Annotated in this window: 24 protein-coding genes; 17 read left to right on the plus strand and 7 right to left on the minus strand. The window is 48.5% G+C overall.

The window, feature by feature from the left end; genetic code table 11:
- Positions 1-222: 222 nt before the first annotated feature.
- Complete coding sequence (locus ACIFQN_RS31100) at positions 223-2,313, plus strand: carbon starvation CstA family protein (RefSeq protein WP_429836925.1); 2,091 nt, start codon at positions 223-225, stop codon at positions 2,311-2,313.
- Entirely contained in the window at positions 2,310-2,522 is a 213-nt protein-coding gene (locus ACIFQN_RS31105) for a CstA-like transporter-associated (seleno)protein (protein ID WP_429836926.1), read from the plus strand. The genes ACIFQN_RS31100 and ACIFQN_RS31105 overlap by 4 nt, the downstream gene beginning before the upstream one ends.
- Before the next feature lie 68 nt (positions 2,523-2,590).
- Here ACIFQN_RS31105 and ACIFQN_RS31110 read toward each other — a convergent pair whose 3' ends face one another.
- Entirely contained in the window at positions 2,591-3,523 is a 933-nt protein-coding gene (locus ACIFQN_RS31110) for an acetamidase/formamidase family protein (protein ID WP_429836927.1), read from the minus strand.
- A gap of 244 nt (positions 3,524-3,767) precedes the next feature.
- Between ACIFQN_RS31110 and ACIFQN_RS31115 the strand changes: the two genes are divergently transcribed.
- Positions 3,768-4,589 (plus strand): inositol monophosphatase family protein, encoded by an 822-nt coding sequence (locus tag ACIFQN_RS31115; protein ID WP_429836928.1) that lies wholly within the window; start codon positions 3,768-3,770, stop codon positions 4,587-4,589.
- A gap of 176 nt (positions 4,590-4,765) precedes the next feature.
- Positions 4,766-5,863, plus strand: coding sequence for a glycoside hydrolase family 15 protein (locus ACIFQN_RS31120; RefSeq protein ID WP_429836929.1), 1,098 nt, complete (start codon positions 4,766-4,768; stop codon positions 5,861-5,863).
- A 53-nt stretch (positions 5,864-5,916) separates the two neighbouring features.
- Here the strand turns inward: ACIFQN_RS31120 and ACIFQN_RS31125 are convergent, their stop codons facing one another.
- Positions 5,917-7,677 carry a sigma-54-dependent Fis family transcriptional regulator gene (locus ACIFQN_RS31125; RefSeq protein ID WP_429836930.1) on the minus strand — a complete coding sequence of 587 codons (1,761 nt, stop codon included), beginning with the start codon at positions 7,675-7,677 and terminating at the stop codon, positions 5,917-5,919.
- 253 nt (positions 7,678-7,930) lie between these two features.
- Here ACIFQN_RS31125 and fdhA point away from each other — a divergent pair, with 253 nt between their 5' ends.
- Together fdhA and ACIFQN_RS31135 are read left to right on the plus strand one after the other, a co-directional pair.
- The gene (gene fdhA, locus ACIFQN_RS31130; protein ID WP_429836931.1) at positions 7,931-9,148 is read left to right on the plus strand and encodes a formaldehyde dehydrogenase, glutathione-independent; all 1,218 of its coding nucleotides are present in this window, start codon (positions 7,931-7,933) and stop codon (positions 9,146-9,148) included.
- Between the two features lie 18 nt (positions 9,149-9,166).
- The gene (locus tag ACIFQN_RS31135) at positions 9,167-9,913 is read left to right on the plus strand and encodes an MIP/aquaporin family protein (RefSeq protein ID WP_429836932.1); all 747 of its coding nucleotides are present in this window, start codon (positions 9,167-9,169) and stop codon (positions 9,911-9,913) included.
- 16 nt (positions 9,914-9,929) lie between these two features.
- Here the strand turns inward: ACIFQN_RS31135 and ACIFQN_RS31140 are convergent, their stop codons facing one another.
- Entirely contained in the window at positions 9,930-10,850 is a 921-nt protein-coding gene (locus ACIFQN_RS31140) for a DMT family transporter (RefSeq protein ID WP_429836933.1), read from the minus strand.
- A gap of 154 nt (positions 10,851-11,004) precedes the next feature.
- Between ACIFQN_RS31140 and ACIFQN_RS31145 the strand changes: the two genes are divergently transcribed.
- Complete coding sequence (locus tag ACIFQN_RS31145) at positions 11,005-12,453, plus strand: PLP-dependent aminotransferase family protein (RefSeq protein ID WP_429836934.1); 1,449 nt, start codon at positions 11,005-11,007, stop codon at positions 12,451-12,453.
- A gap of 56 nt (positions 12,454-12,509) precedes the next feature.
- On the opposite strand, the gene ACIFQN_RS31150 is transcribed toward ACIFQN_RS31145, so the two are convergent.
- A complete protein-coding gene (locus tag ACIFQN_RS31150; RefSeq protein ID WP_429836935.1) occupies positions 12,510-13,391 on the minus strand; it encodes a LysR family transcriptional regulator in 882 nt (293 codons plus the stop codon).
- Between the two features lie 136 nt (positions 13,392-13,527).
- Here ACIFQN_RS31150 and ACIFQN_RS31155 point away from each other — a divergent pair, with 136 nt between their 5' ends.
- From ACIFQN_RS31155 to ACIFQN_RS31165, 3 genes are all read left to right on the plus strand, one after another.
- Positions 13,528-14,358 carry a SagB/ThcOx family dehydrogenase gene (locus ACIFQN_RS31155; protein ID WP_429836936.1) on the plus strand — a complete coding sequence of 277 codons (831 nt, stop codon included), beginning with the start codon at positions 13,528-13,530 and terminating at the stop codon, positions 14,356-14,358.
- Positions 14,359-14,423: 65 nt separating this feature from the next.
- Entirely contained in the window at positions 14,424-15,029 is a 606-nt protein-coding gene (locus ACIFQN_RS31160; RefSeq protein WP_429836937.1) for a hypothetical protein, read from the plus strand.
- A 66-nt stretch (positions 15,030-15,095) separates the two neighbouring features.
- A complete protein-coding gene (locus ACIFQN_RS31165) occupies positions 15,096-15,656 on the plus strand; it encodes a hypothetical protein (protein ID WP_429836938.1) in 561 nt (186 codons plus the stop codon).
- 385 nt (positions 15,657-16,041) lie between these two features.
- On the opposite strand, the gene ACIFQN_RS31170 is transcribed toward ACIFQN_RS31165, so the two are convergent.
- Entirely contained in the window at positions 16,042-16,755 is a 714-nt protein-coding gene (locus ACIFQN_RS31170; protein ID WP_429836939.1) for a GDSL-type esterase/lipase family protein, read from the minus strand.
- Between the two features lie 162 nt (positions 16,756-16,917).
- On the opposite strand from ACIFQN_RS31170, the gene ACIFQN_RS31175 reads away from it, so the two are divergent.
- Entirely contained in the window at positions 16,918-17,463 is a 546-nt protein-coding gene (locus ACIFQN_RS31175; protein ID WP_429836940.1) for a nitroreductase family protein, read from the plus strand.
- 117 nt (positions 17,464-17,580) lie between these two features.
- Here the strand turns inward: ACIFQN_RS31175 and ACIFQN_RS31180 are convergent, their stop codons facing one another.
- Complete coding sequence (locus ACIFQN_RS31180; protein ID WP_429836941.1) at positions 17,581-18,573, minus strand: LacI family DNA-binding transcriptional regulator; 993 nt, start codon at positions 18,571-18,573, stop codon at positions 17,581-17,583.
- 248 nt (positions 18,574-18,821) lie between these two features.
- On the opposite strand from ACIFQN_RS31180, the gene ACIFQN_RS31185 reads away from it, so the two are divergent.
- Genes ACIFQN_RS31185 through ACIFQN_RS31210 form a run of 6 tightly spaced genes read left to right on the plus strand, consistent with a single transcriptional unit; the run spans position 18,822 to position 24,772 of the window.
- The gene (locus ACIFQN_RS31185; RefSeq protein WP_429836942.1) at positions 18,822-19,700 is read left to right on the plus strand and encodes a glycerophosphodiester phosphodiesterase family protein; all 879 of its coding nucleotides are present in this window, start codon (positions 18,822-18,824) and stop codon (positions 19,698-19,700) included.
- Positions 19,701-19,706: 6 nt separating this feature from the next.
- Complete coding sequence (locus tag ACIFQN_RS31190) at positions 19,707-20,804, plus strand: ABC transporter ATP-binding protein (protein WP_429836943.1); 1,098 nt, start codon at positions 19,707-19,709, stop codon at positions 20,802-20,804.
- Positions 20,801-21,691 (plus strand): carbohydrate ABC transporter permease, encoded by an 891-nt coding sequence (locus ACIFQN_RS31195; RefSeq protein ID WP_429836944.1) that lies wholly within the window; start codon positions 20,801-20,803, stop codon positions 21,689-21,691. The genes ACIFQN_RS31190 and ACIFQN_RS31195 overlap by 4 nt, the downstream gene beginning before the upstream one ends.
- The gene (locus ACIFQN_RS31200) at positions 21,688-22,506 is read left to right on the plus strand and encodes a carbohydrate ABC transporter permease (RefSeq protein WP_429836945.1); all 819 of its coding nucleotides are present in this window, start codon (positions 21,688-21,690) and stop codon (positions 22,504-22,506) included. The genes ACIFQN_RS31195 and ACIFQN_RS31200 overlap by 4 nt, the downstream gene beginning before the upstream one ends.
- A 47-nt stretch (positions 22,507-22,553) precedes the next feature.
- On the plus strand, positions 22,554-23,918 hold the full coding sequence (locus ACIFQN_RS31205) for an ABC transporter substrate-binding protein (protein ID WP_429836946.1): 1,365 nt from the start codon (positions 22,554-22,556) through the stop codon (positions 23,916-23,918).
- A gap of 38 nt (positions 23,919-23,956) precedes the next feature.
- Positions 23,957-24,772: an inositol monophosphatase family protein gene (locus tag ACIFQN_RS31210; protein ID WP_429836947.1), complete on the plus strand. Its 816-nt coding sequence runs from the start codon at positions 23,957-23,959 to the stop codon at positions 24,770-24,772.
- Between the two features lie 558 nt (positions 24,773-25,330).
- Here the strand turns inward: ACIFQN_RS31210 and ACIFQN_RS31215 are convergent.
- Complete coding sequence (locus ACIFQN_RS31215; protein WP_429836948.1) at positions 25,331-26,065, minus strand: amino acid ABC transporter ATP-binding protein; 735 nt, start codon at positions 26,063-26,065, stop codon at positions 25,331-25,333.
- Positions 26,066-26,078 lie beyond the last annotated feature (13 nt).

The following is a 26,078-nucleotide window of genomic DNA, read 5'->3' on the forward strand; positions in this document are numbered from 1 at the left end:
GTAGATATGGTTTACGGATGAACCGTAGAAAGGTTTCATGGGGATGAATACAATCGAATAATTCTGTCGCTGTATCCGCTTACACTCATGCGTGAATGGTGCATCTCGTGTCTGTTTTTGTACGGTTCAGCCACTATTTGTTTAGACAAGTGGTTCCCTGTGATACCTTGTTCTAAGGATAATTACCTGAATTTTACAGAAATAGATAAGGAGGAGACACAGATGAAAAAATGGCTTCTCTCCATCCTGATTTGGGGTGGAATTGCCGCATTGGGCGCTATTGGATTTGGAATCATTGCGCTTACCCGTGGGGAGTCAGTCAACTCGTTTTGGCTACTGACAGCCGCCATTTGCACTTATGCCGTAGCTTATCGTTTTTACAGTCGATTCATAGCAAAAAAATTGATGGGTCTCGATGACAAACGGGCCACACCTGCTGAAGTGAACAACGATGGGAAAGACTTCGTTCCTACAAACAAATGGATTCTGTTCGGACATCACTTCGCCGCGATCGCAGGTGCGGGTCCGCTCGTAGGACCTACGCTGGCTGCCCAAATGGGTTATCTGCCGGGGACGCTCTGGATTATCGTCGGGGTAGTAATCGGTGGTGCCGTTCAGGACTTTGTTATCCTATTCGGTTCGATGCGTCGAAATGGGAAATCACTCGGACAGATTGCGAAAGAAGAAATCGGTCCTTTTGGCGGGGCCCTCGCCCTCGTCGGAATTATTGCGATTATGATTATCCTGATTGCCGTTTTGGCGATGGTTGTTGTAAACGCTCTCGCAGAGTCGCCGTGGGCTACCTTTACGATCTTTATGACGCTGCCGATTGCGATCCTGATGGGATTGTACATGCGGTATATCCGGCCTGGACACGTCATGGAGGGCTCGTTGATCGGCCTTGCCCTGCTGTTCTTTTCCCTCTGGCTGGGGCAGGCTGTAGCCGCATCGCCAACATGGGGTCCTGCCTTTACGTTTACCAAGGTACAGCTTGCCTGGATGATTATCGTTTACGGTTTTGTCGCTTCTGTATTGCCAGTTTGGCTCTTGCTGGCACCACGAGACTACCTCAGCTCCTTTTTAAAAGTAGGAACGATTGCTATTTTAGCGGTCGGTATCGTACTCACACTGCCACCACTGCATATGCCAGCTTTGACCAAGTTCATTGACGGCACAGGGCCAGTATTTGCGGGGAACCTGTTCCCGTTCCTGTTTATTACCATTGCATGTGGAGCTGTATCTGGTTTCCACGCACTGGTATCCTCGGGAACGACGCCGAAAATGATCGCCAAGGAATCCCATGCTCCGCTGATCGGTTACGGCGGGATGCTGATGGAATCCGGAGTGGCGATCATGGCGATGATTGCTGCCTGTGTCCTTACACCTGGCGTCTACTTTGCGATCAACTCTCCCGGGGCTGTAATCGGAGCGGATGCGGCTGCAGCAGCTGCAACGATTTCCAGCTGGGGATTCACGGTCATGCCTGACCAATTGACAACCCTCGCCAATGATATTCAGGAAAAGACCATACTGTCGCGAACGGGTGGTGCACCCTCACTCGCCATTGGTATGGCAACGATTTTCTCCGGCATTTTAGGTGGCAAGGCATTGATGGCGTTCTGGTATCACTTCGCCATCCTGTTTGAAGCGGTGTTTATCCTGACGACTATTGACGCGGGAACACGTGTCGGTCGTTTCATGGTTCAAGACATGCTGGGCAACGTATTCCCGAAAATGAAAGAAGTGAACTGGCTGCCGGGAAATCTGATCGGTTCTGGCATTATCACGATTGGATGGGGATACTTCCTGCTACAAGGCGTCATGGATCCTTTGGGAGGCATCTATACACTCTGGCCGCTCTTTGGGATCGCCAACCAGATGCTTGCAGCGATTGCATTTACCGTCGGGACGACACTTATTTTCAAAATGGGCAAGGCGCGTTATTCGTGGGTCACGCTCGTACCTATGGCTTGGCTGACGACGGCTACGCTCGTGGCGGGCTGGCAAAAGCTGTTCCATGTGGATCCTAAAATCGGCTTCCTTGCACACGCAGAGGTGTTCCAGAAGGCGCTTGATGCCGGAACCTTGCCAAAAGGGGTAAAAACGATGGAAGCCGCGCAAAAAATGATCCTGAATGACCAGATCGACGCTGCCGTGTGTGCGATTTTCATGGTCATCACGATCGGAATTATCCTCGATGGCGCGCGCTTGTGGATCAATATTCTCAGGGGCAAGAAGTACCCGTTGTACGAAGCTCCTTACATCAAGTCCAAAGGAGACTTCTTCGACGGCAAAGGGCATCACGTGGCATGAGGCGCAAGTTAAGAGCGATGCGAAAATCATGGCGCCGCGTAAGCTCTGCCATCAAGACGATCTTTGGAATGCCGGACTACGATCGTTATGTCCAACACTGGTTAGCGACGCATGCAGCACCGGGCATTTTTCCGATGACGGAGCGAGAGTATTACATGTACGCGCTAAGTGAGCGGTATGAAAAAGGCGGCGTGACGCGCTGTTGCTAGCAGCTAGAAAAAACAGGAGTGTCCCAAAGGTCAGTGTATGACAAAGGGATACTCCTGTTTTGCTGGTTCTACGAAAGGAGCGCATCCTTGGCCATGACTGCATGTACACCGCTTACGCCATTGACAAGCTGTGTCATACGCAAATCAACTAAAAGGCTTGCAAGATTCAAGGCTTCTTTTCGGGCATATCCATGTAATTCCTGCATCCAGTCCAGCATACCGTCGAGAGCAAGCATGGCTGCTTCATGGACATCCTGGTGGAAACCAAAGGTAATGATGGATGTGGTTGTTTCCGCCCGTGGATAGGAAAGCGGTCGGTCCACTATCGTAAAAGTCAGGTCGACAAGCTCCATTGGACATTCGAGAGCGGGGCTTGATACTTCACCGTCGCCTTGGACAGCATGGCCATCGCCAACTGAAAAAAGTCCGCCTTCCACAGCGATTGGTAAAAATAGCGTGCTTCCGGGGACAAGCTCTTTGCAGTCGATATTTCCTCCACAATAGCGAGGGTGAAAGGTCGTTTGAAAGCCATCTTCATCAGGAGGCATTCCCAGGATTCCCATAAAGGGTCGCAGCTTTATTTTGTGACCAAGATGACTGACGCCTGTAAGCGTGGTGTTGTCCAAATCCCAGGTCATAACAAATTCGTCTCCTTCATGAAGACCTAATCTTTTGTTAATGACGCTGGGGAACCCACCTCCGGAGCTCCAGCCCCAGCTGCCCGTCCGAATGTCATTGATCCGTATGGCTAATGTTTTGCCCGGTTTGGCCCCGTGGATATAGACTGGGCCAACGAGTGCATGACCACTGTCGCGGGGATGTTCTCGCTCACAAAACTTCACCTTTTCTCCATCTATCTGAAAGGGACCTGCGTTCCAGCCGGCGTCCAGAGTCTCGTAACGGACGGTATCTCCTGACTGGATAGACAAAATGGGTGACAGCTCTTTAGAAAAAGATCCATGCAAGGTGGAACGATCTGGACGGACGACATATTCAGCCATATAGATACCTCCGCAGATTATCTTTGTTTTTTAACTATACAGAAGCAAGCGGTTGAATGTAAGGGAATTGCAAGCTTTATTTAGGCAATTCTGTGAATGGGTCCGAATGAGTAAGGTAACCCATACAGGCCGTTATATTATTTTCCAGTGCAACCTGTCAGTGCCATTAGAGTGTCAACTGTGGTGTAACCGTAGGTAAAGTATGGTACACTAAAAAAAAGTCATGTTTTAGGTGGCGATACGAGTGCAAGCATCAACACTGGCGGCGTTAAAAGAGCTGACTCTTGAGTGCGCCCGCTCAGCGGGTGAGCTGAGTATGAAGCGAATGAAGGAGCCTTTTACCGTCGAGTATAAAACATCTGCCTCCGACCTTGTCACGGCCGTCGATAAAGAAGTGGAGAAACATGTGATCGACATGATTCTAAAACGATTCCCAGATCATGGGATTCTTGGGGAAGAAAGCACGTTTGCCAAGGACTACACGAAGTACGATACGCTTTGGGTCATCGATCCGATTGATGGCACTACCAATTTTGTGCATCAGCAGATCAACTTTGCCGTTTCCATTGCTGTTTATCATAAGGGAGAGGGACTGGTCGGAGCCGTATACGATCCGTCCAGAGATGAGCTTTTTTATGCAGTGAAGGGAGAAGGGGCTTTTCTCAATGACCGACCTCTTCATCTGGACAGGGCCGTCACTCTGGAGGAAGCGATCCTTTGTACGAGCGTCTTTTGGAACAAGCGGGCCGAGCAAATGGGCATCGACTTGATTGTGAAAAAGTTGGCTGGAAAAGTACGCGGTATGCGCTTGCTCGGCAGTGCGGCGCTGGAAATGTCCTATGTAGCGGCAGGACGGTTGGATGGCTACGTCAGTCTGTCCCTCAATGCGTGGGATTTCGGAGCTGGACGAATCATCGTGGAAGAAGCGGGAGGACGCGTGACCAACATGATGGGAGAAGCGCTACCATATGACCAAAAAAGCAGTGTCATGGCCTGCAACCCTACTTTTTATGAAGAGCTGCAGCATTACTTGAATCTGTCGGAGAATACGGACACAGTTTCGTGAAAAAAGAGCGTGCATAGACCCACTGGAATACGGTTTCCAGTGGGTCTTTGTCTTGATAAAAGGACATAATGGTTACACCTAGTGGCCTTGCGCATATGCTATAAAAGCATGGTTGCGAGGGTGAGCGGGAATAGGCTGTCCATGAAGAAGGCTTGTCTCACATGAGGGGGGATAATGTGACGACCAATACCCTGATCACGGAAAGTATTCAGTTGATTTTACGACATCAGGCTGCGACTGGTGCGTATCTCGCATCACCTGCCTTTACCCACTACCGGTATTCGTGGCTGCGTGATGGCTCCTTTACTGCTTACGCCATGAATTGTGTCGGTCAGCACGAAAGCGCAAGCCGTTTTTACCAGTGGTGTGATCGTGTGCTGAGAAGGCATGAGCATAAGGCGCGAGCTGCGATAGCCGCAGTGAACGCAGGAGACGTTGGAGGAAAAACGGGAAGCGACCGTTTTTTGCATACACGATACACAGTGGCAGGGGAGGAGGTTGCTGGCAATTGGGGCAGCTTTCAGCTAGATGGCTACGGGACGTGGCTGTGGGGACTGGCTGAGCATGTGCAGCGCAGTGGCGAGGATGACTTGATCCAAAGGCTTGCGCCGTCGATAGAACTGACGCTCGAATATTTGACGGCTTGTTGGCGGTTGCCCAACTTTGACTGCTGGGAAGAATGGGGGGATCGGGTTCATCCGGTGACGCTCGCGGCTATTTATGCAGGAGTCAAAGCCATGGAGCGTCACCTGCCCCATAGAGCGGGCGAGCTGACACGTCTAAGTGAGACGATTCGCCATTTCGTTCTTGAGCACGGTACGGCACACGGGCAATTTATCAAGTCAGTAGGTCATGCAGTCGTGGATGCCAGTCTTTTGTGGCTGACGCTGCCATTCGGGCTGGTGCAGGTAGACGATCCGTTAATGGAGAGGACCGTACAGTCTATTGAGCAGGAGCTGTTGGTAGGCCATGGTGTCCATCGCTATGCGGATGATACGTATTACGGTGGCGGACAATGGCTGCTGCTATCGGCGTGGCTGGGCTGGTATTACGCCCGGACAGGGAGATGGAAAAAGGCCCATCAGATAGCGGAATGGATTGTATCCAAGCTAAAGGAAACAGGCTTGCCTGAGCAAGTGCAGGAGCATTTGCTTTCGCCGAGTGAGTATACATCCTGGGTAGAGAGGGCGGGTGAACCGGCAGTACCGCTGCTCTGGTCTCATGCGATGTTTCTCGTACTTGCGTCGGAGCTGGGAGTCACCAATCCCTCATGAAAAAACGCGGCACTTCCCAACAAACCGGGAGCCGCGTTTTTCGTTTATTTATATTACTGCCGACGAAAGCCGTACTCCGACAGCTTGCGATACAGGGTATTTCTACTAACCTGAAGCAACTGAGCTGCCCGGCTAATATTCCAACGAGTTGAATCCAACGTCCGCAAAATCGTTTCCTTCTCCGTTTCCTCGAGAGATTGCCTTTGTGATTGGCGTATGGAAAGGGTGCTGTCCTCGGCATAATCTTGCTCCCATTGCAGGTGTACCGGCTCAATGATTTCGCCGTTTGCCAAAAAGGAGGCCTGCATGAGGACGCTGTTTAATTCACGCACATTGCCCGGCCAGGAATGGTGGTGCAAACGTGAAATTGCATCCAGGGAAAGTGATGTGCTGCCATCTATCCTTTGCAGCAGATGGGTAGCGAGTGCGCCGATGTCGCTACGCTTGCGCAGGGGCGGCAGCGTCAACTGGATGCCTCTCAGACGGTAGTACAAGTCCTCTCGAAAGCGTTTGGCGCGAATTTCATCGGGAAGATGCTTGTGCGTTGCGGCGATGATGCGTACATTCACCTGTTTGCTTTTGACACTGCCAACAGGTGTGATCACTTTTTCCTGCACGGCTCGCAGCAGGGCGGCTTGGGCTCGCAGCGACATATCGCCAATCTCATCAAGAAATAACGTACCATTGTGAGCAGCCTCGAACTTGCCGATGCTCCCCTCGGCTTTCGCTCCGGTAAATGCACCACGTTCGTAGCCGAATAGTTCGCTTTCCACCAAATCCTCTGGAATCGCACTGCAATTGACTGCAATAAAAGGCTGGTGAGAACGTGCGCTGGCAAAGTGAATAGCTTGGGCAAACAATTCTTTGCCCGTGCCGCTCTCTCCGCTGAGCAACAGAGGCATTTCGAGGGAAGCGGCACGAACAGCAAGATTCTTCATGCTCGTGATGCTCGGGCAGGTACCAAAAATATCGTCAAAAACATAATGCTTCTGTTTCGACGTCGGTCGCGGGCGTATGGCGACAGAGCGCCACTGCTTCTGGGAATGATCAGAGATGGTTTCCATCACGTAGCCTTCTTTTATGCGAAACTCCTTGCCCAGACAATCTCGGCCAATAATGCGTTCAGCCGCACGATTGACACGGACAATTCGCTGCTCGTTGTCCAGGGCAAGCAGAGGAGTAGGATGTTCATTCTCTAGTTTTTCCAGGTGACGTAGCGCCAGGACATGTTCTTGTCTGGCATCACTGAGCAAAAGTCGGTTTTGCAAGGCGTCTGCCAGCATCGTTACCAAAGGCAGAATGGATGGCGTATATTGTTCGATTCGGCAACTGATGTTTACGGATCCAATCAATTCACCATTGGAGCCTATTAGGGGACTGGCCGCGCACGCGAGAAAGTGGTTGGTACGGTAAAAATGGTCTTCGCCGTAGACTAGAATCGGCTTTTTTTCAAGCAGCGTCACACCCATGGCATTGGTGCCCATCGTCGTTTCCAGCCAATTGGCTCCTGGGCGCATGAAGATCGTGTCAGCGAGCCCCTGAAATTCCGGGGTGGAAACGGCGTGAATGATCGTACCGCTGCGATCGGTGAGAACAGCGATGTACTCGGCTTGCTTGTACAGAGGAAAAATGGATTCAAAAACCGGGATGGCATGCTCCAGCAGGGGACGGGAGTCTTTTTGTAACGAGAGCACCTGCCTCTCAGACAGCAACTGACCACGTACAGCATCGGTAGGATGAAAGCCTTGGGCATAGCAGCGCTGCCATGATTCCCGAATCATTTCATATTCATGGGAATACACGACTGAAGACACAATTACACCTCCTGACAGGAAATGGTATGTCTCAACTCACAGTTAGTATAGCATGAAAAAAGTACGAAAATTTCAAGAGTTGAGCAGTTGTCACGAAAATCCACACCCGATTGTCCCGTTTTGTGACAGTCTGCTGAAAAGGAAATGGCACAGCGTTGATCTGACAGCTTTTTTAGTCGTTGGTACAAAATCTGCTATAACTAGTCAGTGCAATCGCTTCCAACCGAGCGAAAAGATCTGAGGAGGGGTACGAATGGCAGGAAACAAAGCAGTCGTGTACAAAGGAACAGGGAGAGTGGGTGTCGAGGACATCGGCTATCCGGATCTGGTTTTGCGCGATGGCCCCGGAGTAAACCCACTGAACGTCGGACGCAAGTGTGATCATGGAGTGATTTTGAAGGTTGTCACTACCAATATATGCGGCAGCGATCAGCATATGGTGCGCGGACGGACAACCGCTCCTGAGGGATTGGTCTTAGGTCACGAAATTACAGGAGAAGTAATCGAGGTCGGCAGAGATGTAGAATTTATCAAAAAAGGTGATCTCGTCTCTGTTCCCTTTAATATTGCGTGCGGGCGTTGCCGAAGCTGCCGGGAGCAAAAAACGCATGTGTGTCTAAACGTCAATCCGGATCGGCCAGGATCAGCCTACGGATACGTCGATATGGGCGGTTGGGTAGGCGGTCAGTCGGAATACGTAATGGTGCCGTATGCGGATTTCCAATTGTTGAAGTTCCCGGACAAAGAAAAAGCGATGGAAAAAATCCTCGATTTGACCATGCTCTCTGATATTTTTCCGACAGGCTTCCACGGTGCAGTCAGTGCTGGCGTGAAGCCGGGCTCAACCGTCTACGTCGCTGGCGCAGGTCCGGTCGGCTTGGCTGCTGCCCACTCGGCGCAACTGCTCGGTGCCTCTGTTGTCATTGTCGGCGATCTCAATCCAGAGAGACTGGCGCAGGCGAGGAGCTTTGGATGCGAGACGGTGGATTTGAGCAAGCACGCTAATCTGGGAGAGCTGATTGAGCAAATCCTGGGTGAGCCAGAGGTAGATTGCGCGGTTGACTGCGTAGGTTTTGAAGCGCATGGCCATGGACCGAATCATTCAGAAGCGCCAGCAACAGTGCTGAATTCGATCATGACCGTCACACGAGTAGGCGGCGGACTGGGGATTCCAGGTCTGTACGTTACCGGAGATCCAGGTGGAATTGATGCGGATGCCCAAGAGGGAACGCTGAAAATCCGCTTCGGACTCGGCTGGGCAAAGGCACACACGTTTGTAACTGGGCAAACACCTGTGATGAAATACAACCACTCTCTGATGATGTCCATTTTGAGCGGACGGGCGCAAATCGCCAAAGCTGTAAATGCAACACTCATTTCCATTGACGACGCACCAAAAGGCTATAGCGAGTTCGACGGTGGGGCAGCCAAGAAGTTTGTCATTGATCCACACGGTCTGGTACGCCGCTAAGAGAGGAAGGTGGGGACGATGGAGCATCCCCCTTCCCTGTGGAAGCGGAGCGCTGCTGAGCTGATTGGAACGGCTTTGTTAGTATTGATCGGACCGGGGACAGCCGCTTTTTTAGGGATTCTCACCTCGAAAAGCAATCAAGCGGCAACCCTCGCGGACATCGGTGTCGTCAGTCTCGCTTTCGGGCTGGTTGTGGCGGCGATGATCTACACGTTTGGCAAAATCTCCGGGTGCCATATCAATCCCGCAGTTACGGTTGCGCTGGCATCAGTCGGGCGGTTTTCCTGGAGCGAGGTTCCGGCCTATATCGTGGCTCAATGCGCGGGTGGAGTCGTCGGCGCGCTTGGGATCGTAACTGTGCTGGGAGGTGATGGTGCCGTTATAGGCAATCTGGGTGCGACGGTTCTGTCGGCAGATACGAGTTATATCCGTGGGATCGTCATTGAGGCCATCGAAGCCTATGTACTCATGCTCGTGATTATGGGGGTAGCAGTCGATCAACGGGCACCGGAAGGTTTTGCGGGTCTCATCATCGGTTTGACGGTTGCCGGGATCATCATGATGACAGCAGGTCAGACTGGCTCTTCCTTCAATCCAGCCCGGACCTTTGGACCGTACGTCATCGGCTCGCTGATGGGGGGCAAAATCTACTGGAGTCAGTTTCCGATCTATCTAGTGGGACCGATCATCGGGGCGATTTTGGCAGCCCTATCCTATGACAAGATCGCGTTTTCCCGCCCGCGGGGTCATTTTATCCAGCAATAAAAAGAAACGGCACAGCTCACCTATTATTCACGTGAGCTGTGCCTCTTTTTTCTAGTAGAGGCTCGGCGTCTTTTGCCTTGACAGTAGAGAGTAATACACCGCCGAGCGTCACGACTCCCCCGAAAATGGTGAGCAGGGAAGGGACCTCCCCTAACCAGACCCAAGCGATTAAAAAAGCAAGGGCAGGTGTGAGGTAAAGGGAGCTGGTCGCTTCGGAAGTACCTACTACGGAAGTCACGTACGCCAGAGCCAGGTAAGCAACGACACTCGGGAAAATGCCCAGATACAGTACACTCAGCGTGACCTCGGGAGGCGCCTGCAAAATGGCAGTATCCAGCCCTGGCAAAAAGATCAGTATAAACAATGTCCCTGCCCAGATCGTGTAGGCGGTAAAGGCAAAGGAACCGTACTTTTCCACATAGGGCTTTTGAAAGGCAAAGTAGATACTCTCAGAAAAGGATGCCAATAGTATCAGGAATATTCCGCCACTTAGGTGTATAGGTTCTCCTGTTCCCAGAGAACTTAATGCGACGCCGAGGAATCCCACGAATGCGCCGATCCACCCCTTTATGCCAAATCGCTCTCGAAAGAACAGAAGCGCGAGTAAAGCGGCAAAGATGGGTGTTGTCGAGACAAGCAGGCTCGCCACCCCTGCACTGATTGTTTGCTCCCCGTAATTGAGCGCCGTATGATAAACGGTAAAACCCAATGCGCCCAGCGCCAGGAAAGCAGGGACGTCTTTACGCTCAGGCAAACGTACCCGGAAAAACGGGGCCAAAATCGCTAAGAAAAGAGAGCCTACGAGAAATCGCAATAGAGACAAATGCTCCGGCGAGTAAGCCTCAAGTCCAACCCGTATTCCTGCGAAAGCGGATGCCCAAAGAAAGATACTAATTCCGTGTGCTGCGAAAACGCGACCTTTTGTTTGTATGGACATGGCCTTCGTTCCTCCTTGTTTAGTAAAGTAAAACCAACCACCTTGTCATTCCTTTTCTATGGTAATCAAGAAGTGATAAAATATCTGCAACCACTTGGATGACAAAAAAACCAACCACTTGAGCCGAGATGATCATACGAAGGGGATCGAAGAAATGGCGAAAGACAGACAAAGCCAAGCAAGTCAGCTTCCGAAGTATCAGCAAATCATCGACTACATCAAAGGCAAGATTTCTACGGGGGAATGGCCGATTGGCAGCAAAATCCCGAGCCAACGTGTTTTAGCGAGCCGTTTTGGTGTCAACCGCAGTACGGTCATTACCGCATTGGAAGAATTGACGGCAGATGGATTGATCGAGGGCAAAATGGGGATGGGGACGGTGGTCATTACTAATACATGGACTCTCCTCGCGACCACACCACCGCCGGATTGGAACGAGTATGTCAAATCGGGGCTGCATAAACCGAGCCTGACTGCGGTTCGCAAAATCAATCAGGATGAATTTGATACCAGCTTGATTCAACTGAGTAAGGGAGAGCTGTCCCCGGATATTTTTCCACTCGAAAAGATGAAGCTTGTCATGGAAAGAGTCACGCAGCATTTGGGGAGATTCGGTTACGAGGAACCAAGGGGGTATTACCCTTTGCGTCAGGCACTGAGCAACTATTTGAGACGAATGGGGATAGAGGCATCTCCGTCCTCGATCTTAATCGTTTCCGGGGCGTTGCAGGCTCTCCAATTAATTTCAGTGGGACTATTGCATCGGGGCTCTGCTGTACTCTTGGAACAGCCGTCTTATTTGTATTCGCTGCATGTTTTCCAATCAGCGGGAATGAAGCTCGCTGGATTGCCAATGGATCGCCAAGGGCTGGTCCCAGACGAAATCGCCGGGCAAAGAAGACAGGAAAATAGCGCTATTTTATACACCATCCCCTGTTTTCATAATCCGACAGGTATACTGATGTCGGACAAGAGGCGTGACGAGCTGTTGCGTGTCTGCGAGGCAGAGCGGCTCCCTGTGATTGAGGATGATATTTATCGTGAGCTGTGGACCGAGAAGCCGCCTCCGCTTCCGTTAAAAGCAAGAGACAAGCACGGACATGTTTTGTATCTCGGCAGTCTGTCCAAATCGTTGACACCTGGCCTTCGCATTGGATGGGTGGTAGGACCAGAGCCTGTGATTGAACGGTTGTCCGATCTGAAAATGCAGACGGATTATGGAGCGAGCTCGCTCTCTTCGCGAGTGGCAACAGAATGGCTGGCCAGCGGCTTGTACGAAGAACATATGAAGGAGGTCAGAGAGCAGCTAACCGTACGAAAAGCAGCCGTCATCCGGGCTCTGGAAAAGCACATGAGAGATTTGGCGAACTGGGAGGTGCCACAGGGCGGCTTTCTGCTCTGGTTGAAAATCAAAGGGAAAATATCGATGATGGAGCTGTTTACCAAAGCATTGCGTCACGGAATTCTCTTAAATCCCGGGAATATTTACGGCCAAGAGCCAGAGGGATATTTACGAATTTCGTATGGGTATGCTTCGCTTGCGGATTTGGAAAAAGGAATCGATCTGCTTGGTCAGATTATTCGCAGCCTGGTGCAGGAATAGATAAGAAAGAGAAATGGCGAGGAATGAGCAGGGACAAAAACGTAAAAGTTTTGTCCCTATTTGGCGTTGGAGGAGAGCGTAAGCCCCTTCACATACTGCTGGCTGTGCACGGCAAATTGGGCTGTGATCGGAGAGATCGCCTGCCAGTCTCTTACGGTGAGAACAACCTCACGAGTGATGGGAGGCTCAAGCGGAATGGCACGGACATTGGGAATGACCTCCGGGATGTAGAGCTCGGGCATGATTGTGACACCGATGTACTCTTGCACCATGGTCAAAATCGTTGTCACATCCCGGACCTCAAACGTAATCGAGGGGGTTATGTGGTGCTTCTCCAGCATATTTTTGATGCAGCCATCCTTTGGCATGATAAAGCAGCGGTCGGCGATTTGCGTGTAACTGAGCGTAGCGCTATCTTTTAACGAATGCGTGTCAGGGAGGATGACCATCATCTCGTCTTGCAGCAGCGGGAGGGTCTGCAGCTGCTCGTCTGCATGAACCGTGAAGCCGATGTCGACGACAGAGCTTTTCATCCATGTATTGATCTCGTCATTTTCACCTTCGAGCAGAAGAATTTCAACAGCGGGAAATCGTTTGCGAAAGCTCCCTAAAAGTCCGGGCAAAAACCTAGAGGCAACGCTTGGAATAGATGCGATGCGCAAAGTACCCGAAGCCAGTCCGCGTGCCGCATTCGCTTCCTGAGTCATACAGGAGGTGATCGTCAATATGTCCCTGGCGTGCTGGAGCATCCTTTCGCCGATGCTGGTCGGGGTAATTCCGCTTCGACTCCGATGAAACAAGGATACGCCCAGCTCTTTTTCTAATGCGTGGATCATTTGCGAGACAGCAGATTGTGTAAAGCCGATTTCTTCGGCAGCCCGTGTAAAACTGCCAGCATTAGCAGCAGCGATGAACACCTGTAGTTGTGACAGGGTCAAGGGTAGCCCTCCTTTTCCATTAGATAAATCTTATGAATGCTATTATAAACGATTGTTTTACTAATGGAAGGGTGTTCCGTATAGTAAATGGCGTGGTCACCATTCCTTTAACAAGCATCCTGAGGAGGAGTAGAAATTGCATCCCGAATGGCAACGAATCGCAAACGAATTTATCCAGGCAACCTCCTATCGCGTAGGAGAACTCAAAAAAGGCTGGGCTTCACGCTACGATTTTTCCAAAAGACCCCCAACGTATATGCGTTACGATGAGGCTTTTGTGCGTGTTCCCTTAGGGCAGCCTGATTTTCCGGCGCCGACGAATATGTGGGAGGTTTTGGCGAATAGAAGATCCAAGCGAAATTTTTTAGATGTTCCGATGACCAAAAACGAGCTGAATCTGCTGCTCTGGGGGACCCAAGGCATTACGGCTGACATGGGAGATTACCAACTGCGGACGACTCCATCTGCAGGAGCTCTGTATCCAATCGAAACATACCTTTTGATCAACAACGTGGAGGGCTTGGAAAAGGGCTTGTACCATCTAGATGTAGAGAACTGGTGCCTGGAGGGCTTGAAGCAGGAGGACACGGCAGAAGTCGCTTATCTGCTGACAGAAGAACAGGAGATGACGAGACGCGCTGCTGTCAATTTTGTCTGGACGGCCGTGGTTGATCGTACAAAAGACAAGTATCGTGAGCGTGCCTATCGTTACATCTGGTGGGATGTCGGGCATGTGGCGCAAAATCTTCATCTCGTAGGCAATGGCTTGGGGCTAGGGGTAAGCACAATCGGACACTGGATGGATCAGGATATGAATGACTATTTGGGGATTGATGGCAGCTCACACTTGTCGGTGCTGATGGCATCCGTCGGCAAAATAGCGGGAGGACATTGGCTGAAAGATCGTCGGCCTGAAACAGTGGAGGTTGGTAAAAGCCAGTTCAGAAGACCTGATAAAAAGTTCTAATGTTTTGTAATTGAATTTACAAGATGGTAGCCTACGAAGCTATGATTAACAAGTGGAGTACGCAAGTGGCTATTGATGTATACAGGAATCACAAGCCATACTTACCGGAAGATGGTACTATTTCAGATCGTCTCCTGCACTATGCGTTTACAGATTGGTCTTTAGGAAGAGATCAATTTGGTAGCATCTATACTGTCTTATATAATGGAGATGCTATCATCATTGCCCTTGCTACTGAATTTGTGGGCACTGCTGTAGAAGGTATAATCGTTGGAATGAACATGGGAACAAGAGGGGCAAAAATAACAAAAAAAGTTGATACTATTGTCAACTCAGCTGGTAAGTTAAGTAAATCTGTAATTGATCATGCAACAAAGAAACATGATTTCACAAAGTTTAAGAATCAGATTCCTTACTTACTAAACAAAAATTCGAGGGAGACTGTCGAGAAGATAATAGCTAAGCAGACTTTCTTTAACAAGGATTGGACAAGCGAGATGATTGAAGATGCGGTTCAGAAAGCATATGAGGTCGCTTTGAAAAACGGTGTGAAAAATGATACGGTTACGATAGAATATTTGGGTGAAAAAGTGACTCTTGGTATGCGAGATGGGTTACCACAGACAAGTTTTGGTGACCATGTATATACCTTACTTGATTTTGGATTTTAAAGTTCATGAATCGGTTAAGGGGAGTAATAGATCACACTTCCCTTAACTAAATGGGGTGCAGAGATTATGTTCGTCATTGAATATGATTTTAACATAAAAGAAGAAGAACTTAGCCAATTAAGCTTAGACGAGTTTGAAGGGGAATATGGGGGAATTCTTTATGGACAGTTACTGATTCAGGTAAACGAACAGCGATTTGGATCTTGTGATCCAGATGCACCCGACCCTATACGTGATTTTTTCGAAGCTCCAATCATAGCATGGCTAGGTCTATTATGCGAAGTTGTGATAATGAAACAGGATCATCCATACGTTGCTTTAAATTCAATGGATGAAGTTTTTTTATGGTTCGAATTTTTAGATATTGATGATGACGTTCTTCATGTTGCTTTACTCTTGGTCGATCGGGAATATACTAGCAATCGCTACTTGGTGACTGAACAAATAAATCAAATATCCCAGTGTTTGTGGAAAGAAGAGATTAAGAAACAAGAGCTTATTGACGAGATTTTATTAAAAACAGAAAAGCTGGTTAATTATTTGGAAACTGTTAACCCCGTTATTATTAATAGTAGAAGTATGCAGGGTCTGCTAAAAAAATACGATATTGTTAAATCCGTCATATAGTCACTAACGATATGATTTGAAATGTAGCATTGTTATCCAGTCCAAAGAGGTCGGGATTCGATGCGAATGAACAAGCCAAAGCAAGAATAGCAGAGGCGGAAAAGCAGCAGGCCGCGAACAAGAAAAAATCCGAAGAGCTATACAAAAAAGTAAGTGGAATCCTGGTACTGACAAAATCAACGTACAAATCTTAGTTGCGCTCGTACTCTGAAATCTAAAAAGGAGCAAGGAAATCAGAGGGTTGTAGGGAATGCGATAGGCACGTTGTATAATTATGCATTTTAGCTAAAAATAAACAAGCGCCCGAAGTTTCACGGGCGCTTGTTTATTTTTATATCCGGAATCAGTGTACCAACGAAGCCATGACCGTTTTTGTGTGCACGAGTTACTGTTTTGATAGACGAATTCCATGTGTCAATAACGTATCACGTAGAACAGAAGCCATGAGCTGATATCCGATAACATGCGGGTGGAGTCCATCGTCAGCCAGTTCTTTGCGCAAAGTGACTCCGTCGGCCTCTGTCATGTGAGCGTGATAATCGACGTAGAGAATGTTGAATTCCTCAGCCATCTTTCGAAAGCCTTCGTTGATCGTAATCACAAGCTCATTTCGCTCATGGTTGCGCGTGTAGCGTTCCATACAAGTGGGCAAAAGGGATGCGAGGATGGGCTGAATCCCGTGCTCACAAGCCGCTTTCACCATGGCTTCTACATCGTCTGTTACTTGCAGAAAAATCTCATGAGGGGTCAAACGGTCTTCAAGAGAAAAAGCGTCCATCGCCCATGTGTTGTTGATTCCGATCATGATCACAACATATCGAGGCATGAGCTGGAGGACATCCGCTGCAAACCGACGGCGGGCATGTCCTGTCGTGTCCCCGCCGATTCCGCGATTGACGATGGTATGTCCACTATCACCAAAAAAAGTAGCGACATCCCACCAGTGGGTAATCGAATCGCCGAAAAAGAGAAAGTCGATAGGCTGGTGGTAGTAGAGTAGGGCTTCGTTATGGAAATCAAACTCGTTACGCCGTCTATCTGCTGCCGCTTCTATACTGAAAAAGCCTGGTTTAACCAGAGTGGGACGTTGGTTGTTCACGATTCATCGCCTCCTATCATAAATTGTAGCATGCTCCACAGCAGGGAGTGTTGAAGAAAGAATACTTTTCACTTGATTTTGTTATGTGTAAACGATAACATATGATATTGATAACCATTATCAAAAAGCAAAACTATGTCTACTATAGAGAAGGTGAACACTGTGTCCATTGCCAAAGTCATTCGAGAGCGTCGCTCAATCAAAACCGATTATAAGCCGGATACCGTTTCAGAAGAGCTCGTACTGGAGCTGTTAAATGATGCGGTATATGCCCCGAACCACGGATTGCGTGAACCATGGCGCTTTCTGTTTGTCCCCACTGAAAAAAAAGAAGCGTTCGTGGAGCGCCTGATTACGGTTTATGCACCAGAGGCTCATGAGAAACGCCGGGAGATGTATAGCCAGCCGGCAGCGTATCTGGTCGTCATCATGAAAGAAGACCCGCGTCAAAAACAGTGGGAAGAAGATTTCAGCGCAGTTTGCTGTTTAATTCAAAACTTTCAACTGCTGGCATGGGAGCGGGGCCTGGGTGTGGTCTGGAAAACGAATCCGCACAACTGGGATCCCAAGGCTCATGCGATTTTAGGTGTGCAGCCTGGCGAAAAAATCGTAGGCTTCCTTCACCTCGGCTTTTTTGACACGAAGAATCCTCCTGCCGCTCGTACACGCACACCGGCAGAGGAAAAGTTCACCCGATTTGAATCATAGATCAGTGTCATGTGATAGAAAGCAAAAAGCGAGACCAGCGATTGGGGTCTCGCTTTTTCTTGTGTATCCCTTTTCCTCGCTGGACGTAAGCACTTCCTTAAAAGGCAGGTTGGTTTGTTAAGGCTCTTTGTGAATATCCTTGCAGCTTTTTCTGACGATAAGCGCAGCGGGAACCAGGATTTTTATGCAGCCCTTTTTTCTTTCCATATTATCCAGCAAGGTTTGCATAGCCAGCTCGCCCATGTATTCAGTCGGTATTGCAATCGTTGTGAGCGGCGGACTAGTCATATCCGTAAAACTATGCCCATCAAAGCTGACGATTGACAGTTCATCCGGGACTTTCACACCAGCTTCATTCAATGCTTTCAGGGCACCTATGGCAAGAGGATCGTTCGCAATAAAAAATGCTGACGGAAGCTTGTTGTTTGCCAGTATCTCCTTCATAATTTTGTAACCGTTTTGCGGACCGTTTTCACCCATAAAAATCATAGGGGAATGATTCCCAAGACGTTTTTGCATAAAGGTGCGAAAGAACGTAACGCGTAATTCTTCTTCCGGCTTTTCCGGATTTTCCACAGCCCCGATATATCCAATATCTCTGTGTCCGTTTTGGACGAGATGCCCAAGCCCCAAGTAGACAGCCTTCCGAGCATCAAACCAGATGGAGTCAAACCGATTGTCATCATGGCACAATCCTACAATCACTACATTGTCTGTATTCAGATACTCAACCATTGCATCGATCTCACTTGCTTTGTAGTTTCCAATGATAATAGCCCCTTTATATGATTTCGCCGTTTCCCCAGATGTAGAAAAGACATTGATCAGCTCTGTATTATTCGCGGAAGCTATTTTTTCAATCCCGCTGCGAATAGATAAATGAAAGTCGTGATCAACTTGATTTTGAAAGATGCTCGGCATAAAACTGACGGCTACGTAAAAACGATTTTTTCTCTCCCTCGTTGACTTGTAGCCAAGCTCTGCTGCAACGGCAAGAATCTTTTTACGTGTATCAGCAGACACAGAAAAGGTTTTATCGCGACTGAGGACACGAGATACCGTTGCTTGTGAAACGTTGGCGATGCGTGAGATTTCTTTGATGGTGGCCATGTAAGATCCCCTCCATTTCATAACAATAACAGAGAAATATTTAGTAAATGTGTAGTGATTGTAATCGCTTTGAATTGAGAAAAACGACCCAATTGTTGTTTAGTAAACAATATTTACTTATCCAACATGTCATTTCAAACTTTGGTTAACAGTTAAAAAGTATGGTTATAGAGAACGAAAGCTGCTCTGAGCTGCCGATCATTTTACTAAATTTTTACCTACACGTTTTACTAGGAGGAAGCTTGAAAATGAAGACCTGGACGTACAACCGTGCTTCTACTGAAAAGGATTTTCTTCGAAATGAGGAAGCCTTCCAGCATCCAGACAAAGGATTTTTTATCGTATCACACCGTGGTCATTGGGATGGTCACCCGGAGAACTCTCTATCCGCGATTAAAAGCGCTATGGAGGTAGGGGCAAACATTATCGAGATTGATGTTCACAAGACGAAAGACGGTGAACTCATCCTGATGCATGATGATACGGTTGACAGAATGACCAATGGCTCAGGCAGTGTAGAAGATCTGACCTACGAGCAAATCCAAACTCTTTTTTTGCGCAGTGGTTCAGGTGGTGCTCTCGCGAATCTAACCGAGGAGAAGATACCAACTCTTACGGAGGTCATGCTGCTCGTCAAAGATAGGGTATTGATCAATCTCGATAAAATCTGGGACTTCCGCTACGACGCTTACGCTGTGTTAAAAGAGACGGATACCCTTCGAAATGGACTATTTAAGAGTCGTGCACCTTATCAGGAAGTGGTTGATTTTATTCGCGAAACGAACGGGCAGGCTCTGTACATGCACATGATTCACGAAGAAAATCTGCATGAGCTGGATCTGATACTTTCTGACGTTCGACCGTCTGCAATCGAACTGAATTTTTCAACCGAGGATAGCCCGGTCATTGCCCGAGATACCATATCCAAAATAAAACAAGTGGGAAATGTTTGGATAAATGCCTTGGACTGTTCGATACGCGAGGAGCGTTCAGATCAAATGTCTTTATCCAATCCGGATCAGGGCTGGGGCTGGATTATTGAAGTAGGTGCGAATATCATTCAGACAGATTTTCCGGTTGAGCTGCTTGCGTATTTGCAAGCCAAGAAGATTTTGATCGAGGAGTGATGGCAGATGATTAACATGCAGGCTCTCTGCAAAATCTACGACGGAACGAACCAAAAAGCGGTTGACCACGTTTCCGTTCAGATTGAAAAAGGAGAATTCTTTGTGCTAGTTGGCCCATCCGGTTGCGGAAAAAGTACATTATTGCGGATGATTGCTGGGCTGGAGACCATTTCTTCGGGAGAGCTGCTGATTGATGGACGTCTGGCAAACGAACTGGAACCAAAAGATAGACAGCTGTCTATGGTTTTTCAAAACTATGCCCTTTATCCTCATTTGACCGTTGAGGAAAATATCTTATTTGGATTGAAGGTACGAAAAGTTCCCAAAGAGGAGCGCCAAAAAAGGCTGAGTGAAACGGCGAAGCTGGTAGGATTGGCAGATTTCCTAAATAAAAAGCCGCGCCAGCTCTCAGGTGGGCAAAGACAGCGTGTTGCTCTGGCGCGGGCTATTGTCAGCCAGGCTCCTATCTGTCTGATGGACGAGCCACTGTCCAATCTAGATGCAAAGCTGCGTGGCCACATGCGTGTAGAGATCAAGGAAATTCAGCGAAGCCTGGGAATCACGATGATTTATGTCACGCATGACCAAGTCGAAGCGATGACGATGGGAGACAGGATTATGGTTCTGAATCAGGGCCGGATTCAACAGATTGGCTCACCTATTTCCGTATACAATCACCCGGTAAACGAGTTTGTTGCCAGTTTTATCGGTTCTCCTGCCATGAATCTCGCAAGTGCCCATGTCAATCGGCATACAGGCGGGCTAACGGTCGGCGCGGCCTTCCTCTCGCTGCCGGAAGAAGTCATGAGGCAATTGCCAGGTCATCACGTCCGAATTGGCATTCGTCCCGAGCACGTTCATGTGGATCCTGATGGCGTCGAGGTGGTGTTGAAAGCAGTCGAGGTGACAGGAAATGAGACCATTCTGAGTTTTCGGTTCGGTGAGGAGCTATGGAGTGCCAAGCTGCCCGGGCAGTGGCGTTTGCAACAGGGGGAGAGGGTATCTCTATCCTTCGACGTTAATCAGCTTGCGTTTTTTGATCCGGAAACAAAGAACAGTATTTCCCTCCGAAAGCTAGATGTTGGGGAGGTAATTGCGATATGAACCAGAGCTGGTGGAAAAGAACGACTGATCTGCGGACAGCAGTTATTTTTCTTGCTCCCTCCCTGTTTCTCTTTTTCTTATTCACCTTCTATCCATTGTTTCGGGCTGCTTATCTGAGTGCTCATCTGACGGATCCGACTGGTGCTCCAAGCTTGTTTGTTGGCTGGGAAAACTACTTGTATCTGCTCTTTAGTCCAGAATTCTGGAATAGTTTGCGCGTTACCTTTCTATTTCTGCTATACACTGTTCCAACCAGTTTAGTGATCGGGTTGTATCTTGCTCTTTTGGCGAATGAAAATTTGAGAGGCATTGGCGCATTCCGTGTGCTGTTTTCGTCAACTAAAGTAATTTCGGGCAGCATCAGTGCGATTGTATGGTCCTTTCTTTTTCATCCATCAGTCGGGCTAATCAATCACCTCCTTCCATTTTTCGGTTTCCCGCCTGTCGCTTGGCTCTTGAGCCCTGAATGGTCTCTATTCTCATTGTCCGTTGTGACAGTCTGGGTCAATATCGGCTTCGCCTTTTTGATCTTGCTCGGGGGACTGCAAAATATCGATCAGTCGCTGTATGAAAGCGCCGGGATAGATGGAGCTGGTTTTTTCTATCGACTGCGAAATATTACGTTGCCGATGCTATCTCCTACACTGTTTTTCCTTTCTACGGTGATGGTGATCAATGCCTTCCAAAGCTTTGGGCAGATTGATATTTTGACCAAGGGTGGACCCAACGACTCAACCAATGTGATCGGATATGCGATCTACCGGGAAGCGTTTGAATATTACCAATTTGGTACAGCAAGCGCTCAGTCGATGGTTTTGTTTCTCTTGATGCTGGTGATTACGCTGATTCAGTTTAAAATCTCGGAGAAAAAGGTGCACTACCAATGAGATTGAAAGGAAAACAAAAAGTCGCAACCTACATTCTTTTAGTCATTGGTGCATTTCTAGTCTTTTTCCCCATTTTGTACGCGTTATCCATTTCCTTCATGGGGGAAGGTGAGATTGAAGCGAGACGATTGATTCCCTCCACTTTTACTTTGGCTAACTACGATTACGTGCTAAACGAGCTTCATTTGCTCACGTATCTGAAAAATAGTGTGATCGTGACCATCATTATTACGGCTGCGAAGCTGTTTACATCCTGCATTGCTGCTTACGCTTTTGCCTTTCTTCGTTTCAAAGGGAAAGCAGTCCTCTTTTCCCTCGTGATTTCGACTATGCTCATCCCGGGTGAAGTCACCGTGCTGCCCAACTTTCTAACGGTTCAGGAGCTAGGCTGGATCAATGACATCAAAGGCTTAACCATTCCCTTTTTTGCAACAGCCTTTGGTATTTTCCTGCTGCGCCAGTACTTCCTAACCGTTCCTCACGAGCTATGGGAAGCCTCGCGTGTAGAGGGGATGAGGCATTGGGGGTTTTTGTTTAAAGTCGTGATTCCCTACTGCAAGAGCGGACTAATTTCCCTTGGACTGTTTGAGTTTATTTCCTCCTGGAACATGTATCTGTGGCCGCTCCTCGTCACCAATGAAGAGAGCGCCCGGACAGTTCAAATCGGAATTAAGCAACTGCAAAGCATTGAGGGAGATACCGGCTGGGGTGTTATCATGGCAGCTGTCATTCTCGTTATTTTACCAGCCCTGCTGCTTCTCTTTTTCGGACAAAAGTATTTGCAAAAAGGGCTTGTACAAGGAGCAACCAAATAGCCAAATGTTATGGCTCGCAAAGCGAAAAAAACGATGGGGTGACCGATATGAAGATGTTTAAGACATGTGGAAAAACGGTATTGGCCAGTTTGCTAGCTGTATCCCTGGCAGCCTGCTCGAGTGCAGAGCAATCGCAGCCTGTGCCATCTGCGAAAGATCCTGGGGAGAAGATCACGGTGAATTTCTGGCACAGTATGGGTGGAAAAGCGGGTTCTGCACTGGATGAATTGGTGAAAGACTATAATGCCTCGCAGAATAAATACGTCGTCAAGGCAGGATTCCAGGGAAAGTACGAGGATACGTTATTAAAATTCCGCAACACAAAGGCTTCGCCGGATGCACCCGCTGTGGTGCAGGTCAACGAGATCTCCACCCAGGCAGTGATTGATACCAAAAAAATTGTACCCATTCACACCTTCGTGGAAAGAGATCAATTTGATACGAGTAAGCTGGAGAAAAATGTAACCAATTACTATCACATCGACGGCAAGCTATATTCGATGCCATTTAACTCATCTACACCGCTGCTCTATTACAACAAGGATTTATTTGCAAAAGCCGGTCTCGATCCACAGCACCCGCCGCGTACTTTCAACGAAGTACGGGAAGCGGCTAAAAAGCTGACGATTCGCGAAGGAAATGAAGTAAAGCAATACGGGATGAATGTCAGGTTCGAAAGCTGGTTCTTTGAGCAGTTGATGGCAACTCAGGGCGGATTTTTGATCGATCAGGAAAACGGACGAAAAGGCACCCCGACCAAGGCGAGCATTGCCAGCAAAGAGGGCGAGGCCATTTTGAAATGGATAGATGATCTGAACAAGGACGGTTCTTATGTCAACTACGGGGCCAATGGTGATGATATTGATTCCGCGTTTCAATCGCAAAAGCTGGCGATGTATCTGAACTCGTCAGGAGCACTTGGTACTTTGCTGGATAAAACAAAAGGCAAGTTTGAACTGGGTGTGGCCTACCTACCTCATCCTGATGGAGTCGAGCCTCAAGGTGTCGTGATTGGTGGAGGCTCGCTCTGGATGACGAATCTGGTAGATGATTCCGTAAAAGAAGGCGTATGGGATTTCATGAAATACTTGACGAAGGCCGACGTCCAAGCCAAGTGGCATTTGAACACGGGGTACTTCCCTATCAATGTGGATGCGTATAAGGAAGAAAGTGTGAAAACGGCACACGAGAAAACGCCTGTGATTCAAATTACGGTTAACCAGCTGCATGATACAAAAATGAATACCGCTACCCAAGGCGCCTTGACAACTGCGCTTCCAGAGATCAGAAAGGGAATCGTGAAAGCAATGGAACAAACTATTATCGGAGCGGCTGATTACAAGACAGCGCTAGCGCAAGCACAGGTAGCTGCAGATCGTGCCATCGAAATTGCCAATCGCACGGCGAAGTAAATATATCTAGAAGTGGATGCAAATAGGGGGATAGCCAGATGAGAGATTTGCAAGAATTAGGCAGACAAGTGGAGCAATTGGCCAAAGCTGCAGGTGAACGGCTTGCAGAAAAACGAGGTAAGCATAATGATGTCATGACAAAAGCGAGTCAGATGGATTTGGTCACGGATATGGATAAAGCGACTGAGCGGTATATTGTTAGTCTGATCCGTGAATGGTATCCGGAAGATTTGATATTGTCGGAAGAAGACGCCTTTGAAAACTCCTGGCAGGTTGACTCATTATTAAAAGAAGAACAGTACTGCTGGGTGATCGATCCCATTGATGGAACCACCAACTTTATTCATGGGATTCCGTATTTCACAGTCTCTATCGGTATCGTCAAAAATGGAAAAACACTTGTGGGAGCAGTATACGAGCCATCTGGCAAAGAGATGTTTACCTCGATTCGCGGCCGGGGAGCCTTCCTAAACGGAGAACCGATACACGTATCCAGCCGATCAACGGTTGGCGAAAGTCTATTGCATGTCAGCTATTCTTCTGTATACTGGAGGCCCGAGAGTGAATTACGCAATGAAATGGCAGCCTTTTTTGGCAAATGCCGCAATATCAAGCACGCGGGTGCCTCCAGCCTGGATCTGTGTTACCTGGCTTGCGGCCGCATCGACGGATTTTGGCACCTCAATCCTGCTCCTTGGGATATCGCAGCAGCCATTCTCATTTTGGAAGAAGCGGGAGGGAAACTCACCTCTATTTCGGGAGAGGCTTTTACATGGCAAGAATGCAGTGTTTTGGCATCCAACAACCGGATTCATGAGGAGATTCTCTCGATCAAAGAGCAAGAGGGCTACTAGCACGTACCGAAGGCTTCACCTATATGGATCGAAAAAACAGTGCATCATCTTTCAAAAGATGGTGCACTGTTTTTGTTCAAAAATAAAAAAAGCCCGCCCGATCTAGAAGGGGGCTATACGGGCGGTAAAATGGAGGACGTTATGTCCATCGTAGGGTCTGACAAGATCTATGATAGACGTCGGATATTAAGGAAGAGTAGAGACATCATAAAGCATTTGTTAATTTTTAGGCTTGGTCTGTAAGAAGAGGGCAAGCACCCGTTTTTATCAAACTCGCTGAGCTATAGACAGGCATCCATACAGACAATGGTAGTTTGTCATATGCTGGAGCGAAGCGCTTCTTACTCATAACGACTGGTGCTTCCATCATGACGTGAGACGAGAGGAGAGAGGGCAGATGGGATGCGGACGTGGCTTTGGGTTTGGTGAAGGCAGCTTTTTTTGGATCATTCTGATTATCTTTCTGATTTTTTGCTTCTTTGATGACTAAGGCCAGAGTGTGCGTAAAAAGACTCTGTGTTCAAAAGAGAACACAGAGTCTTTTTTACTGAATCGGACTTATTTCAAGTGCTGTAAAAATTGACGGGTTCGCTCCTCACGCGGCTGACTGAACATCTGCTCTGGCGTGTCACGTTCCACGATAACGCCCTGATCCATGAAAATGACTTCATCCGCTACCTCACGGGCAAAGCCCATCTCGTGTGTCACGACCATCATCGTCATGCCTTCCAGCGCCAGCTCCTTCATGACTTTGAGCACTTCGCCAACCAACTCAGGATCGAGAGCGGAGGTAGGCTCGTCAAAGAGCATGACTTGCGGGTCCATGGCGAGGGCCCTAGCGATCCCTACACGCTGCTGCTGCCCGCCTGAGAGCTGGGCGGGGTAATGATCCAGCTTATCTCCGAGTCCTACCTTTGCGAGAAGCGCGGCCGCTTTTGTGCGTACCTTCTCTTTGCTTTCCTTTTTCACAGTCACAGGACCTTCCATGACATTTTCCAGAGCGGTCATGTGCGGGAACAGATTATAGCTTTGAAATACCATGCCCGTTTGTTTACGCAGACGAGGAATACTTGCTCTCTCTATCTTTTTAGAAAAGTCCAGCTTGACCTCGCCGATTTGAACGCTGCCGCTCGTCGGTACTTCCAATGCATTGAGGCAGCGAAGCAACGTCGTTTTGCCAGAGCCAGAAGGGCCGATGATGACGACCACTTTTCCTTTATCTACGTTCAGCGAGATTCCTTTCAGAACCTGCAGGCTGGCAAACTGTTTATGCAAATCTGTAATGGTAATCATCTACATTCACCTA

This window comes from Brevibacillus sp. NRS-1366, assembly GCF_050467985.1.